Here is a 15,356-nt window from a genome sequence, read left to right as displayed (position 1 = left end):
TGGAGGGAAGAACTTTGATTATCGGAATATTGTTCTTAGTGCTTGGCGTTATTTTTACAGTGACCGGATATATGATTAAGGTGAAGAAGCGGTATGATATGGTACAAAACCTTGTCGACAAGAAGCGGAAAGAGATGGACGAGGAAGCCTATGCCAATCGAATTGGCAGACGGGAAATGCTGGCAGGCATCGCCTGCATTCTGGCTGGTATCCTCATTTTAGCCGGTAAACTAATGAATTTTTAATATCGTATAGTAAGAAACTGTTGCATCAATGAGAGTCAACTTCTCAGACTGCGGCAGTTTTTTTGTGCAAAAATGGCGGTGTCAGAGCAAAATTGACAATATCTTGTGAAAGGACTTGATTATATAATTAATACGTATGTTTTGGTGTGTTGTATGTTCTTGATCATCAATTTCAAAGATGAGGAGGAAAGAATGTTTTCAATAGCAATCTGTGACAATGATGAAAAAGATCTACAGCTTTTAATGAGAGAAGTAAAACTATGGCTTGACCGGTTTCACCCAGAAGAAGGCAGTTTGTCAATTTTTTCTGATTCAGGTGAAATTCTAGAAGTTTTGTATAACGGAAGGAGTTTTGACTTATACCTTCTGGATGTTATCATGCCGCAGGTAACGGGAATCCAACTTGGAAATGCGATTCGGAGGCGGGACCTGGAGGCTGCCATCGTTTACATAACTTCTTATAGAGAATATGCATTCGAGGCGTATGGTTTGCATGCAATTCGTTATCTGACAAAACCCATTCAGCAAGAAGAACTATGGTCTGCCCTTGATTTTTCTTATTCGCTCTTTTTAAACAAAAGGAGTCCGACGATGATTGTAAAAGGTTATGGGACCCTCACATCTGTAACAATCAGTAATATCATGTATGCTGAAAACGACGTGAGAGAAGTGTTCTTTTCTTTGCGTGACGGGAAAAAAATTGTTGGCGTGAGACGGGAAGGTTCTTTTGAGGACGCAGTAGCTCCACTTTTAAATATGTCTTATTTTGTACAGGTGCATAAGTCTTATTGCGTAAATTTGTATCATATTGATACCCTGCATGCAGATAAAATCACAATGGATGACGGAGCAATGATTCCTATTAGCCGTAAACATCTATCTCTGGTCAAAAATAAATATATGGAGTTTGTTTTGCGGGGAGGGAAAATGTTATGACATTATCTTGTTTTATTTTCTGTCAGTCCAGATTATCCACGGTCTTTTTCTTTCTCTTTCTCTATTTCTTCCTTCCGCTGAGATTTAAGAAAAAGTCGACGGTTTGCCTGATGCTTGTCAGCATATTTATAACCGGGACGATAGAGTATGTGCAATATTTTCAGAACCAGGGTCTTTTATTCTCTACATTTGCAAGATGCGCCAATATTTTGCTGGTCCAGGTCACCGCGGTGTTCCTGTGCTCATATCGGGATTTTCGAGCGTTATTTACAGGTATTACAGCGTCTGCTTACATCCGCATAGGAAATGTGATCTGCGTTTTGGCATGGACTTATCTTCATTCTGGTCTTATAGCGATTTTCCTTTTGATTGTGGCTAACGGGGTATCTCTGGCTGCTTTAAACCGTCTGATTTGTAACGATTACAAGATGGAAATGGACATGCAAACAAATGGCTGGGGCCCGTTATGCCTGATTCCGTCCTTGTTTTATGTCATTTATTATCTGTTAGGAGAGGAATGGCCGCCAAATGCACAGAGAACGTTAGAGAACAGTGTAACGATGATTCTTCTGCTGTTTCTCATGGCAATTACATATGTCCTCATATTCAAAATGTTATCGAAACAGAGATCAGACAGTGAACTCGAAGAAAACAATCAATTTCTGGAAATCTATGCAGACGGACTGCGCCATCAGATAGAGGCGGCTCGCCAGGCAGAAGAAAAAATGTGCATGCTTCGCCATGATTTTCGCCATATGAGCAGAATGATTTTATCTTGCTTGGAAGATGGCGAAACGGAGAAAATATATGAAATATTTAATCAATACGAGGGTGACGCAGAAGGGACTTTACGAATGCGATATTGTGAAAATGTGGTTGTCAACGGCATTATTTCTAGCTTTGCGGCAGAAGCGAAAGACGAGGGAATCACCTTTGATATTGAAGTGAGTCTACCATGCAATTTCGACTCCATCAACGAATTTGAACTTGCGACGGTGGTAGCAAATGTTTTAGAAAATGCACTTAATGGAACAAAGCGCATTGCTGACTCTGCAAAACGTCACATCTGGCTGCAACTTTATCCTGTTAAAAGCCAATTAATTCTGGATGTTTCTAATACATTTGAAGGCAGTATCAAAATTTCTCCTACTACAGGTCTGCCTATTTCAGAACGTGGAGCCGGTCACGGATATGGATTTAAAAGTATACAGGCTTATGCGCACAAATGGGACGCTTTGTTTCAATGCTCTATAGATGAGGGACTTTTTCATTTCCGTATGCTGACTAAAAGCTAAAGTTATCAGTAAATACGTTTTGCTTGCGTAAAATTGGCGTTGATGGTGCAAAAGAGGTACTGTCACTGAAGCAGATGGGGTTGTAAAATATTAAGAGATAAATGACCATTCATATGGCGATATGTTATTCGATAAATAGAAAGGTGGATATAATTTGTTTAATTTAAGAAAAATATTAGTTGTCGTTCTGGCACTGACCCTAGTCTTTTCGACGTTGATGGTGCAGGCTTTTGCCGATTATGAAGAAGCTTCGGGAGGTGAATCACGTCCGATTTGCGGTCGGGAAGAGACTGATGGACACACTCATACAGAGGCTTGTATTTGCCTAGGAGGAGAGCTAATCTGCAGCGAAAGGGAAGAGGTTTCATCGAACGGGGCCGCAAACCATGTACATACCGAAGACTGTTATTGCAAAGGCGAAGAGTACAACTGCGGTCAGGCGGAGCAAGAAGCACATCACCATACGGCAGTCTGTTATGAAGAGGAAACCGGCGTTAACGATGATAAAGCTGACGGTGACAAAGTAACCGATGATACATCCTTGCCGGAAGTTTCTGAGAATACCGTAGCAATAATCGGTACTGCTGAATATGAAACCCTGCAGGCAGCGATTGACGCTGTAAAAAACGGTGAAACGATTTTGCTTTATAAAGATGTAAATGAGTCAATTTCGTCTAAAGGCGTCAGCTATACTCTGGACATGCAGAATCAAACGATCACTGGCGCGTCAGGCAGTACTTATGAGGTTCACAGCGGAAATGTGAATCTTAAAAATGGTACGATCACTGGCGGCAAAGGAAAATTCGGCGGCGGCATCTATTTATATAGTCAGGGTGAATTGCATGGAGAGAATCTTTCTGTGACAGAGAACGCGGCTACCAGCGGTTACGGCGGTGGTATTCTGGTCAGGGGTACGCTCTATTTAGAAGATAGTACAGTATCTGGAAATACGTCTCCTGATTATGGCGGCGGCATCAGCTTGTATAACGGAAAATTGATAGGCAAAAATTTGGTCATTGAAAATAATCAGGTGACAAATTCGGGATATGACAGAGGTATGGGCGGCGGTATCTATATGGACACCGGCAGCGTTATGGAAATTGAGAAATCTGTAATCGGCAATAACAGAGGAGGTTATTACGGCGGCGGTATCTATAATCAGGGAGTATGTTCCATCGACAGCACTGCTATAAAAGGAAACCGCAGTAGCTATGGTGGCGGCTTATATATCGGTTCCAATGGGGTAATCCCTAAATTAAACAATGCAGAGATAACAGGAAACACTGCTGATTGTGGCGCCGCATTATATTATCTGTCTGATTATGATTTAGATGCCGATGAATGCAGTTTTTCTCAAAATAAATCCAATGATGGCGCCATGAGTGATATCTTAATGTTATCGGGCTGGGGCAGCAAGAATTTTAGAAATTGTCTGATTTCAAAAAATAGTAGTGTTCAAACGACAGTTTCCGTTAAAGTAGGGAAGGCTAATTTCAATAATTGCCAGATAAATGATAATCTTACATCAAAAGTAGGCGGAATTGACTTGTCTAATGTTTCAAAGAATGTTACCGTGAAACTAACGGATACCGTTGTAAAAGACAACCGTAGTGAAGGAACTTCAGCTATCACTGGAGGTCTTTACATCAAAAGTGGTAATCTGATTATGAAATCAGGCGCTCTATATAATAACATCACCAGTGCGAAAAGCGGAGGCGATGATTTGTATATAGAAAAAAGTGATAAGTATAATGCAGATGTGGATGTGCTCTCAGCTAGTCAGATGGAGGACGGCGAAAATAATTTTGCTGATTATGTCTGGAAAGAGAAGGTATCAAACACGTCCGAGAACGGAGAACTGCGTGGAACCAGCGAGGCGGCAAGGGCATACACCGCGTTTATAGAACGCAATGTGGCGCAGATTGGTCAGATTAAATATACCAGTCTTGCTGAGGCTGTTAAAGCGGCCAAAAGCGGAGACACCATTTTTCTTATTGCTGGTAGTGAGGATAATCACGGCACTAGTTTTAATAGTGAAACCATAGATATAGAGGGTAAGAATATCTGTATAGATTTTGATGACTGCACTGTCAGAGCATCAGGCAGACTCTTTAATATTGGAGAAGACGCGAAATTAGAAATAAAAGGCGATGGCAAATTTATCGGTGTCATTAAGAATAAGGGATGTTTTCAACTTAACGGGTCTATCACATCAGGTTCCATCATTCATCAGGGAAAAACCATGGTAATCGATGGTGAAGCAAATACGTTACAGATAGAATTGGGAAAAGATAAATATATTACCGCTGGAAAAGATTTTTCGGTAAACTCCCTAGAGCTTACATTGAACAGCGGGACTTTAGCACAGTTTAACGGTGCAGCGGCGACTTCAGATCTAAATCTGGTTAAAGGCTGCAATCGAGATGATATTGCCGCCACGACAAATATAAAAGGTCTTACCAATCACTTTGTTTCGGTCATCGCTGCCGGAGGGAATATCGTACTGCACAAGACTAGCGCAAAAGGCGTCTATCTCAATGGCAAAAGCGGCGATGATAAAAATGAAGGACTATCTCTTGAAACCCCGGTAAAGTCCTTCCAACGGGCAAAGGAAGTTTTGGACGCTAATGCACAATTATCAATAATCTATGTCACTGGTACAGTCGAAATTCGTTCTGATGCCATATGGTCTTTGGATGGAACCTTGCAGCGTTATCCCGGATTTACAGGAAATCTGGTCGGCATCAGTTCAGGTACTTTGACTTTAAAAGATATTACTCTGGATGGCTCCAGTAAGATGAATACCAGCGGAACTTCATCCCTGGTAAAAGTAAACCCATCGTCGACACTGAAGGTTTTAGAGAATGCAATACTACAAAATAATGACGCAACGAAAAACGACGGCAGCTTCACTTGCGGCGGTGCAATCTACAATAACGGAAATCTATATATCGCTGGCGGTACGATTCAAAACTGTAAAGCACTTCTGGGAGGGGGAATTTACTCCCACGGTGGAGCGATTACAATGAATGCGGGTACTATGCAAAACAACAGGGCGGCAGAAAATAGCAGAATGATTAATCAAAGTGCTGGCGGTGCAATCATGCTGGGTTATGGCGCAACCCTCACCATGAACGGCGGTACGATCAAAGATAATGTAAGCGACCACTTTGGTGGTGGCATATCTTTGGGCAGCATTAATTCTGCGTTTGTCGATATAAAAAATAGCTTCGTCATGAATGGCGGGAATATAGATGGAAACACATCGGGAAATACTGGAGGCGGCATTTTCGTACAATGCAATTGCGAAGCGACAATCAACGCAGGATATATAACGAACAACCGCAGCAAAAGCGGCCAATTTGGCGGAGGCGGTATTTACGTCAATGGCGGAAGAGAAAACTTTGACAGCAGCAAAGTTTTTGTCAACGGTCAGCTAAACCTCTATAACACAGTTATCAGAGATAATACAGCAGGTGTTTCAGGCGGCGGTATCGCCAACTGCCCGACATCCAATTTTAATCTGTATTTAAGCAATGGCGGCGCTATTTATCAAAACGAAGCTACAGATGCCGAAGATATTCTCGTTTGGGATACTTATGTGGGAGGTGTATCCCATGCCTTTCTTTCTGAATATATGTTGGGAGGAGGATTGTACCATTGGAAAGATGATAATGGGGACGAAATTGCAATCAATGAGCTTCACAATGTTTCATCCATTCATGCACACACAGACTGCAAAGCTGGCAGCCCTGATGCGACAGGAGCAGAGGCTTTAGCAAAGGTTTTCATAACGGGAAATAAGGCCGAGCAGAATGGCGGCGGCATCGGCAGCAATGGCAATGTGACTATTGGCGAGAATACGACAGAGACAGTGGATATCTCTGTTAAGAAAGTTTGGTCAGATCAAAATAACAGTGGCAACAAACGTCCAGATTCTATCAAGGTATGGCTGTATCGCAATGGCGAACGAATCAGCTTCATTACCATAAAGCCTAATTCTCTTGGAGTGTGGCCGGAATCAGTTCTTTTCACTAACCAGCCGGTAAAGGACGAAGCGGAAAATGATTATGTATATACGGTGAAAGAGGATACAGACAGTCTTGCAGGTACCTATGAAAGCAGTGTTTCAGGAAGTGGAAGTGAATGGACGATTACCAATAAGTTAATTCCTAATACACCTGGCGTACCAGTAACACCGCCAGATACGCCAGATGTTCCAGACACACCGAACAAACCGGTATTACCGCCAGACGAATTACTTCCTGGTAATCCAGGTAATCCTGATAATCCAGTGCTACCGCCGAGTGAATATCTGCCTGTTGAGCCGGCAACAAGGGAGGATAAACCAAAGTCGGCCGAAACCCCGAAAACTGGAGACGATACGCCTCTTATGGTTGCTTTGCTTATGTTGCTGTTATCAGGTGCAGGGCTTGCGGGTGTAAAACTTGTTTATAATAAGAAATATAAAGGTAATCATTAAGATAATGACACCAAAGCGATAACTTTTCTTGACAGAACCGTCACAGAAGATTGCTATACTGAAAGTGTCAAAAGGAGATAGGGTTACAGACAATCATTTCTTTTGAACGTTCTTTCTTAATTAAATATCGCCGAAAAAGCTCCGCAGAGATGCGGAGCTTTTTCGTGTAAAGGCGTATCCATTTATTGAACTTTGTCTTTCTTACCGATTTTGAGCAATTGACAAATCTGATTTTTCCTGTAAGATGGTATTGACACAACAGGTATACGAGAGAGGAACTATCATGATAAAGATTTTAATTGCAGAAGATGACAGACAGCTGAACGAAGGCATTAAATTAAGCCTGCGAGAGGAAGGAAGAAACTTTTTGCAAAGCTATACTTTGACAGAAGCGAGGACGGCCGTGGAAGAAGCGAACCCGGATTTGCTTATTTTGGATGTCAACTTCCCGGACGGCAGCGGTCTGGATCTTCTGCGAGAGATCAAGTCCGCCGGCCGGCGGACTAAGATCATTTTGCTGACGGCGAATAATATGGAAACGGATATCGTTACTGGACTGGAGTCCGGTGCAGACGACTATATTACGAAACCTTTCAGCCTTATGGTTCTGCGGGCCAGGGTCGGGGTCCAGCTACGCAAGGCAGATTCCCAGGTCATAACCGAAGGCGACTTTTTCTTTGATTTTGAGCGGATGATTTTCAGCGTCAAGGGACAGACCGTAGAATTAAGCAAGACAGAACAGAAGCTGCTGCGCATTTTGGTTGAAAATAAGGGTAAGACAGTGTCGCGAGAACTTTTGATCGATGGTGTGTGGGATGGAGACAGCGAATACGTCGACGGCCACGCTCTGACAGTAACGATTAAAAGACTGCGCGATAAATTAGGCGAGGATGCAGCAGAACCGCAGCATATCAAAACTGTATATGGCATTGGTTATTGTTTTCAATAGAATATGGAAGGAGGAAGAAAATGAAAAGAGAAAATTATCCGAAGCTCTTATATATAATATGTGTTCTTTTCATTGTTGGATTTGGTGTCAGCCTTTGGGTAGACTATGAAAAATATCTGATGTATGCTCTGCCGTTTTATTATTACGTCATATTCAGATGTATTGAATTTCTGGTGCCATGTATCATCATATTGATTGCTGCGAGAGTTTTGAAGAGGAAATTGAAATGAGCGTAATCCACATTCTCTCTATTTTTATCATCGCTGCGCTTTTGGCAGGTGTGTTCTACCTAAGACATCGTCAGAAAAGGCTTCTGCAGCGTTTGGGAAAGATGCTGGAGGACGCCGGCAATGGTCGTTTTCAGCCGCAGCTGATAGACGAAAGTATGATTTCCTCCATAGAAAACTCTATGAAACGGTTTCTCGCTGACAGCATACTCAGCGAAGAAAATCTGCAGGAGCAAAAAGGAAGGATTCAGACTTTGATTTCTGATATTTCTCACCAGACTGTTACACCACTTTCCAATATCATGATTTACAGTCAACTCCTAGAGGAAGAGCTGGCGGGAACTGCGCAGGAAGAAAAAGTACAAGCCATTGGAAGACAGGCGGAAAAGCTGGATTTTTTACTGAAATCTCTCGTCAAAACATCCAGATTGGAAACAGGTATCATAAAAACCCAGTCGAAAGAAAATGATCTCTGGGAATTGATGGAATCTGTCTGTGAGCAAGGCAGGCAGAAAGCAGTGGACAAGGACATCGACCTAGTTTTTGAGCGGGGAGAGAAATCGCTAACCGCTCTGTGCGATTTCAAGTGGACGAGAGAAGCCTGCTTTAATATTTTGGACAATGCCATTAAATATACAGCAAGGGGCGGCAGAGTAGAAATCTCTCTTACCGCTTACCAGCTCTTTGCCCGTATCGATATTAAGGACGATGGCTTCGGCATGGAAGAAGAAGAGATTCCGAAAATCTTTGGCCGCTTCTATCGCAGCAGACAAGCGGCAGAGCAGGAAGGCGTCGGCCTGGGCCTGTATTTAGCCCGCGAAATCATAGAATCAGAAGGCGGTTATATTAAAGTGACTTCAAAACCCGGTCAAGGGTCCTGTTTCTCTGTATTTCTGCCCGAATATAAATAAATATATCAAAAGTGTGATATTTAAGAAACCAGCCTGATACTTTTATACGATATAGTCTGTATTGTAATAACAATGCAGACTATTTTTGGGAGGTTCGACATGATTATTTTACAGACGAGAGAATTAACGAAGGTTTATGGCAGAGGTGAAACAGAAGTTCACGCACTGGATGGTGTGAATCTATCGGTGGAGAAGGGGGAGTTTCTAGCAGTCGTTGGAACCAGCGGCAGTGGAAAATCAACCCTGCTTCATATGCTCGGCGGTCTGGACAAACCGACGGCCGGCAGCGTAATGGTAGATGGAAATGAACTATCTGAAATGACAGATGACGAGCTGACCATCTTTCGTCGCCGGAATATCGGTTTTGTCTTTCAAAATTACAACTTAGTTCCCATGATGAACGTACAAGAAAATATATTGCTGCCTGTTGGACTCGATGGCAAAGAGGCGGATACTGCCTATACCGACGAAATAATTAAGATCCTCGGACTGTCGGATAAACTGCGCAGGCTTCCCAATAAGCTTTCGGGCGGACAGCAGCAAAGAGTTGCCATTGCCAGGGCTCTGGCAGCAAAGCCAGCTATCCTGCTGGCGGATGAACCTACGGGAAATCTGGACAGCAAAACCAGTCAGGATGTATTGGGTCTGCTCAAGGTGACCAGCCAGCGATTCCACCAAACCATGGTCATCATCACCCATAATGAGGAAATCGCCCAGATGGCGGATCGTATCGTGCGTATCGAGGATGGACAGATTGTAAGCAGAGGTGAATTCCATGATTAAAGTAGACAGCAAAAAGACTGTTCACAGTGTTGCCAATCGCTTCATGAAGGTCAATAAAGGAAGGAACCTCATCGCGATCATTGCGATTATCATGACTACCGTCATGTTTACATCGCTATTTTCAGCCCTGTTGTCCATGATGAAGTCCACACAGCAGCAGGAATTTCGAATGAACGTGAATCAAAGTCATATTACCGCGGAGAATTTGACTTATAAGAAGTTTACGGAAGTTGCCAAAGATGAGAAGATAGCGGCCTTTGGCTGCAGCATCATGATTTCGCAGCTTGTCAATGAGCAGTTCGTAAACTCGGCTACCGAGATGAGATATGCCGATAAAAAAGGGGCAGAAGCGGTCCTCTGCACTCCCACTCAAGGCAGGATGCCCGAGAAATACGATGAAATCGCTCTGAGCACTATCACCTTGGATATTCTGGATCTGCCTCGAAAAGTGGGAACGAAAGTGAAGCTGCAGTATACCCTTGGCGGAAAAAAGGTGTCGCAGATGTTTGTCCTCAGCGGATACTGGAAAGGAGACCCTCTTTCCACCGTTCAGAATGCGTGGGTGTCCAAGGCATTCTGCCAGGATAAAATGTCAAAGGCTGCAGCCCCATCCCTCGGTGAAAAGGAAACGGAAGGAGCTTACACGCTGTATATCTGGTGTGAGGATACCTTTCACCTAACCGATATCGTCAATGAAATGGAGAAGAAGTATCACATCAGCGATACGTACGGTAGAATTTATTCCAATTCTGCCTACGATATCTTTGCAGAAGATTCCTTTCCCTTTGATTCAGTTCTCGTTTTGCTGCTGATAATATTTGCTTCCGGCTACCTGATTATTTACAACATCTTCCGCATCTCAGTCAATAACGATATCAGGACTTACGGGCTGCTGAAGAACATCGGGACAACTGGCAGACAGTTGAAATCCATCGTCCGCAGGCAGGCCCTGACCCTTTCCGTCATCGGAATCCCTTTGGGACTGGCAATCGGGTATTTTATCGGCCTGGCTATGACGCCGTACCTGCTTTCAGATAATTCGGCCATGGGTGTGATTACGGTGCAGCCTTCGATCAATCCGCTGATATTTATCGCCTCAGCATCTTTTGCTGCTTTGACAATCTATATCGGATGTCAGATGCCAGCTCGTATCGTAGCTAAGGTTTCCCCTGTGGACGCGGTGAGGATGAATCTGGAGGAAAAGCATAAGAAGTCCGGCAAGAAGACAGGTAAGATTACGCCATTTACCATGGCATTCAGCAATATGAAGCGCTCATGGAAAAGAGCTGTATTGGTGGTCATATCATTGGCGCTGCCCATGACGCTTCTCAATGCATCCTATTCTCTCACCAAAAGCTTCGATTACGATCAGTTTTTGAACATTTACGCTTCTTATGATTTTGACGTATCTGGAATCACGAACAGCGCTTATTCATCTAATATGCATGCGGTGTCGCCGGAATTTATTGATGAGGTTACTGCTCAAAAAGACACGGAAAAGGTGGCTTTGATCTATAACGACAACATCACGTATCCGCTGGACGACAAGGGCTATGGGAATTTAAAGAAGATTATAGATCAGGCAGAGAAAGAAAAATATATTAATGGTTATGAGCTGGAGAAGGAGAAAAAGTATCTGGAGAATCGAGAAGCTGTGGCCCATGTCATGGGCCTTAACCGGGAGGCATATGAAAAGATGAAGTTTATAGAAGCGGGGCCGTCTTATGAAGAATTTGCCAAAGGAGACTATGTCATCGTCAGCGATTTGGTTCAGGGTTTCGGTACTTTTTATGATCCGGGAGATAAGATCACCTTGGAACTGGAAAAGGGCAAGGAGTATACGGTGCTCGCCATAGGATGGATGCCCTATGATTTGACTTATCGATTTGGCGCCATAGAGACCATCTTCGACTGCTCTTTCTATTTGCCCGTGTCAGAATATACCGCCTTAGGCGGCAGCAGGAATGCAATGATGGCGGGGATCGATGTAAAGGATGGGAAGGAAAAGGCTTATGACCAGTGGCTGACCCAACGTACCAAAGAGATAAGACCGTCGCTTTATGTGGAATCCAGATTATCGGTTCTGGATCAGTGCAGAGGATTTGCTGAGAAATATTATATGATTTTGGGACTGTTGTCGGCAGTACTGTTTGTAATCGGACTGCTGAACTTCTTCAACACTTCCTCTGTCACAATTATGGCCAGAAGAAGAGAGCTTGCCTTGTTAGAGGCAGTGGGGCAGACACAGAAACAAATCAGAAAGATGCTGATTACAGAGGGATTGATCTATCTTTTGACAGCAGTTCTCTTGGCAGATACAGCCGGCATGGCCATCGCAAGGCCGATGATTTTAAACACCGTCGGCAGAGCTTTTTTCTTCAACTACCATCCCAGCCTTGCTGCCAGCTTCGTCTGTCTGCCGCTGATGGCCTTAATTGCTGTTGCGGTGCCCATTTATAACTACCGGAGAATGAGCAAAGAGGCTATTGTAGAAAGGCTGAGGAACGATTAGAAGATCGTACCGGCTTGTCTCATTGTTGTCGATATGATGATAAAAATTGACACCAAAGCGATAAGATTTCTTAACAGAAACGTCACAAAAGATTGTTATACTAAAAGTGTCAAAAGGAGATAGGGTTACAGAAAATAATTTCTTTTGAACGTTCTTTCTTAATTAAATATCGCAGGAAAAGGCGCAGTCGTTGAGATTGCGTCCTTTTCTTTGTGCAGAAGATTTGGAAAGTGCTAAAAAGGTCTTAAACGCAAAAACAAATGCCAAAGGGATGCGGCCTTGAATGCTGATATTAACGAATTGCCTGCTGTTTGTCAAGGTTCTGATATAAAAACTGCACCTAAATACGAAAGGGTGAGGACTGGTGATAAATATAAAGGCGCGTGCCTTCGGACACGCGCTTTTCAGGACTAGAATCATACTAGATATCTTTTTAATAAGCGGGTCAGCTCTATAACGTCGATCGGCTTTGCTATATGGGCATTCATACCGCACGCCAGGCAATGCTGGATGTCATCTGAAAAAGCATCTGCACTCATAGCAATGATTGGGATAGATAAAGCATCGGGATGATTAATCCCCCGAATTGCCTTTGTGGCCTCATATCCTGTAATATGCGGCATCCGTATGTCCATCAGAATGGCATCGTAATACCCTGCTGATGATTTTTGAAACTTATCCAGACAGATCTGTCCATCTTCTGCCCAATCCAGTTCTACGCCCAAGTCAGATAACAATTCTCTTGCCACCTCCCAGTTAAGCTCATTATCCTCGGCAAGCAGAATACGACGTCCGGATAGATTCATATTTTGATTCAATGTCTGGTCATGTTCTGTTTCAATGTCCATATACTGTCGCAAAGCATGATACAGAGTGGATTTAAAAAGGGGCTTGGAGATAAAACCACTAATTCCCGCTTCACGGGCCTCCGCTTCAAATTCACTCCAGTCGTATGCAGAAATCAGCAGAATCGGTACGTCATCTCCCAATTTACGCCGAATTTCTTTTGCAACCTGAATCCCATTCATGCCTGGCAGTTTCCAATCTAATAGAATGATTTGATAATCATCTCTCTTTCGATGATGTTGGATTACCAGTTCTATTGCCTTTTCTCCGCTTAATGTCCATTCCGCTTTGATTCCAATTGATTTTAGTGCGTCCGTGGCTGTCTCACATAACAATTTGTCATCATCAACCACCAGCATTTTCCATGAAGGAAGAACCATATCCATCTCCTCGGCAACTGCTTTTCTAAAATCAAATGTGAGAAGAAATTCGGTACCCTTATCAAGTTCACTTTTTATATCAATGGTTCCTTCCATTGCGTCCACGATGTACTTAGTAATCGCCATTCCCAAACCGGCGCCCTCAGTTTTATGTATTCTGGCTCCATTCGCGCGGCTATAGGATTCATATATTTTTTTCAGGAAATCGGGCGACATACCAATTCCGTTATCCTTGACCTTGATATGAATGCGGACATAATTGTCACCTTTCGGAGATTTTTCTTCAGAAAGGGATAATTGTATCGAACCGCTCTCCGGTGTATACTTGGTTGCATTTGATAAGAGATTTAGTAAAACCTGATTCAAGCGGACACCGTCGCACCACACATTTTCTGTTAAGATATTTTCAACATGTATGTCAAAGGTTTGTTTTTTTGTCTTAACCTGTGGCTGCATAATATTAACAATTCCTTCAACAACTTCCCTTAATGAAATCTGTTCTGTTGTTAAAGTTAATTTTCCACTTTCGATTTTAGACATATCCAAAACATCGTTGATCAGTCCTAATAGATGTTTACTCGATAATGTGATTTTTCTAAGGCAGTTCTGTACCTGTTTCCGGTCATTTATGTGGGCTGTGGCAATGGCAGTCATGCCCACGATTGCATTCATGGGTGTACGGATATCATGGCTCATATTTGCTAAAAATTCGCTTTTGGCTTTGTTCGCTTCAAGAGCCGCCTGCCGGGCCATCTCCAATTCATGTACTTGAGAACGAGTTATGGAGAAATACCGAAGAAAAATCAGTGTCAGAATGACCAAAATAGAAGCACAGGACAATAATGTCATGAACATACGCTGGCTGCTCAGATTATTTATGGCATCGTCCAATATACTATAAGGCATTACCGATACTAAATACCACTCAGAATAGGGCAATGAGATACCGTATATTTGCCGTTCTTCACCCTTTACTTCAAATGTCGTAGCAAATTCCTGATGAGATTTTAGTGCAACACCAAACTCTTTAATAGAATTTTCTACTGATAACTCATTTGCTGTAGAATCAAGCTGCTTTTGCAGCTGCTCAAAGAAATACTGTAACTCTGTGTTGGAGTTCTGTATTACAAAGCTGCCATCTGGCCTGATGATATGATAATACATCAGCTGCTCTTCATTTTCTAAGGAAAGAAAATCGGTAATATATTCAAGGGGAACGGCTGCAATCAGGCCGGTGCTCCTATCTCCATTGTGCATCGGGTAAGCTGCACCAACGCCAAACAATACCACTTCATTTCCATCAGCATCAACACCCACGGCGACTCGTTGTTCCCCCTGTAATAATGCTTCAACAAAAGGTTCTGGATTAAGTGGCTGTATGGATTGTCCATAAAGTGTCTGAAAATCTCCCTCAGCAGAACAAAGCGCTAAATAATCAAACCCCCTGACCTGCGCCCTGTATACAAGTTCTTCATATAGATTCGCCCTATCTTTGTTCTCTGTTGAGACAACAGAAACAACGCCGCTGACCTGATCAAAACGTAATTTAATCACAGTTTCAAAGTGTCTGGACATCTGTTCATTCATTCCAGACATATAAATATTCCCAATTTCATAAACAGTATTTTTACTTTTTCGGCTCATATAGACTCCGAGCAGACTGAAAATAATAATACTAAAGATCAAAAGTCCAATGAAACTGCATATTAGAAAACGCGTTGTAGAATTCTTTTTTTTACTGTTTTCCACGAATTTTATATAACAATCTTTTAGATTCATAATCACAATT

At 42.8% G+C, this 15,356-nt stretch carries 10 protein-coding genes; 9 read left to right on the top strand and 1 reads right to left on the bottom strand.

Annotation, left to right across the window (positions count from 1 at the left end):
* Nucleotides 1-14: 14 nt before the first annotated feature.
* The 9 genes from BN6539_RS20845 (at nt 15) to BN6539_RS20805 (ending at nt 12,341) form a co-directional block, all read left to right on the top strand.
* Nucleotides 15-245: a hypothetical protein gene (locus BN6539_RS20845; protein ID WP_082907655.1), complete on the top strand. Its 231-nt coding sequence runs from the start codon at nt 15-17 to the stop codon at nt 243-245.
* Between the two features lie 192 nt (nt 246-437).
* On the top strand, nt 438-1,181 hold the full coding sequence (locus BN6539_RS20840; protein WP_067542836.1) for a LytR/AlgR family response regulator transcription factor: 744 nt from the start codon (nt 438-440) through the stop codon (nt 1,179-1,181).
* Complete coding sequence (locus BN6539_RS20835) at nt 1,178-2,476, top strand: sensor histidine kinase (protein ID WP_067542833.1); 1,299 nt, start codon at nt 1,178-1,180, stop codon at nt 2,474-2,476. Before BN6539_RS20840 ends, BN6539_RS20835 begins: the two co-directional genes overlap by 4 nt.
* Before the next feature lie 154 nt (nt 2,477-2,630).
* Nucleotides 2,631-6,959 (top strand): Cna B-type domain-containing protein, encoded by a 4,329-nt coding sequence (locus BN6539_RS20830; protein WP_067542831.1) that lies wholly within the window; start codon nt 2,631-2,633, stop codon nt 6,957-6,959.
* Nucleotides 6,960-7,242: 283 nt separating this feature from the next.
* Nucleotides 7,243-7,908, top strand: a complete 666-nt coding sequence (locus tag BN6539_RS20825; RefSeq protein ID WP_067542828.1) for a response regulator transcription factor — start codon at nt 7,243-7,245, stop codon at nt 7,906-7,908.
* Between the two features lie 20 nt (nt 7,909-7,928).
* The gene (locus BN6539_RS20820) at nt 7,929-8,138 is read left to right on the top strand and encodes a hypothetical protein (protein ID WP_067542825.1); all 210 of its coding nucleotides are present in this window, start codon (nt 7,929-7,931) and stop codon (nt 8,136-8,138) included.
* Entirely contained in the window at nt 8,135-9,046 is a 912-nt protein-coding gene (locus BN6539_RS20815) for a sensor histidine kinase (protein ID WP_067542822.1), read from the top strand. The genes BN6539_RS20820 and BN6539_RS20815 overlap by 4 nt, the downstream gene beginning before the upstream one ends.
* A 99-nt stretch (nt 9,047-9,145) precedes the next feature.
* Nucleotides 9,146-9,829: an ABC transporter ATP-binding protein gene (locus BN6539_RS20810; protein WP_067542819.1), complete on the top strand. Its 684-nt coding sequence runs from the start codon at nt 9,146-9,148 to the stop codon at nt 9,827-9,829.
* Nucleotides 9,822-12,341 carry an ABC transporter permease gene (locus tag BN6539_RS20805; protein WP_067542816.1) on the top strand — a complete coding sequence of 840 codons (2,520 nt, stop codon included), beginning with the start codon at nt 9,822-9,824 and terminating at the stop codon, nt 12,339-12,341. The genes BN6539_RS20810 and BN6539_RS20805 overlap by 8 nt, the downstream gene beginning before the upstream one ends.
* Nucleotides 12,342-12,757: 416 nt before the next feature.
* On the opposite strand, the gene BN6539_RS20795 is transcribed toward BN6539_RS20805, so the two are convergent.
* On the bottom strand, nt 12,758-15,346 hold the full coding sequence (locus BN6539_RS20795) for a hybrid sensor histidine kinase/response regulator (protein ID WP_067542810.1): 2,589 nt from the start codon (nt 15,344-15,346) through the stop codon (nt 12,758-12,760).
* Nucleotides 15,347-15,356 lie beyond the last annotated feature (10 nt).

Source organism: Emergencia timonensis (assembly GCF_900086585.1).
Taxonomy (GTDB): domain Bacteria; phylum Bacillota; class Clostridia; order Peptostreptococcales; family Anaerovoracaceae; genus Senimuribacter; species Senimuribacter timonensis.
The sequence above is the reverse complement of the archived record's forward strand: the minus strand, read 5'-3'. Positions and strand labels throughout refer to the sequence as shown.

Bases quoted from the DNA above. Each gene is read 5' to 3' on its own strand.
- BN6539_RS20835 (WP_067542833.1), top strand. From the start codon at position 1,178: ATGACATTATCTTGTTTTATTTTCTGTCAGTCCAGATTATCCACGGTC.
- BN6539_RS20795 (WP_067542810.1), bottom strand. From the start codon at position 15,346: ATGAATCTAAAAGATTGTTATATAAAATTCGTGGAAAACAGTAAAAAA.
- BN6539_RS20820 (WP_067542825.1), top strand. From the start codon at position 7,929: ATGAAAAGAGAAAATTATCCGAAGCTCTTATATATAATATGTGTTCTT.
- BN6539_RS20805 (WP_067542816.1), top strand. From the start codon at position 9,822: ATGATTAAAGTAGACAGCAAAAAGACTGTTCACAGTGTTGCCAATCGC.
- BN6539_RS20840 (WP_067542836.1), top strand. From the start codon at position 438: ATGTTTTCAATAGCAATCTGTGACAATGATGAAAAAGATCTACAGCTT.
- BN6539_RS20825 (WP_067542828.1), top strand. From the start codon at position 7,243: ATGATAAAGATTTTAATTGCAGAAGATGACAGACAGCTGAACGAAGGC.
- BN6539_RS20810 (WP_067542819.1), top strand. From the start codon at position 9,146: ATGATTATTTTACAGACGAGAGAATTAACGAAGGTTTATGGCAGAGGT.
- BN6539_RS20815 (WP_067542822.1), top strand. From the start codon at position 8,135: ATGAGCGTAATCCACATTCTCTCTATTTTTATCATCGCTGCGCTTTTG.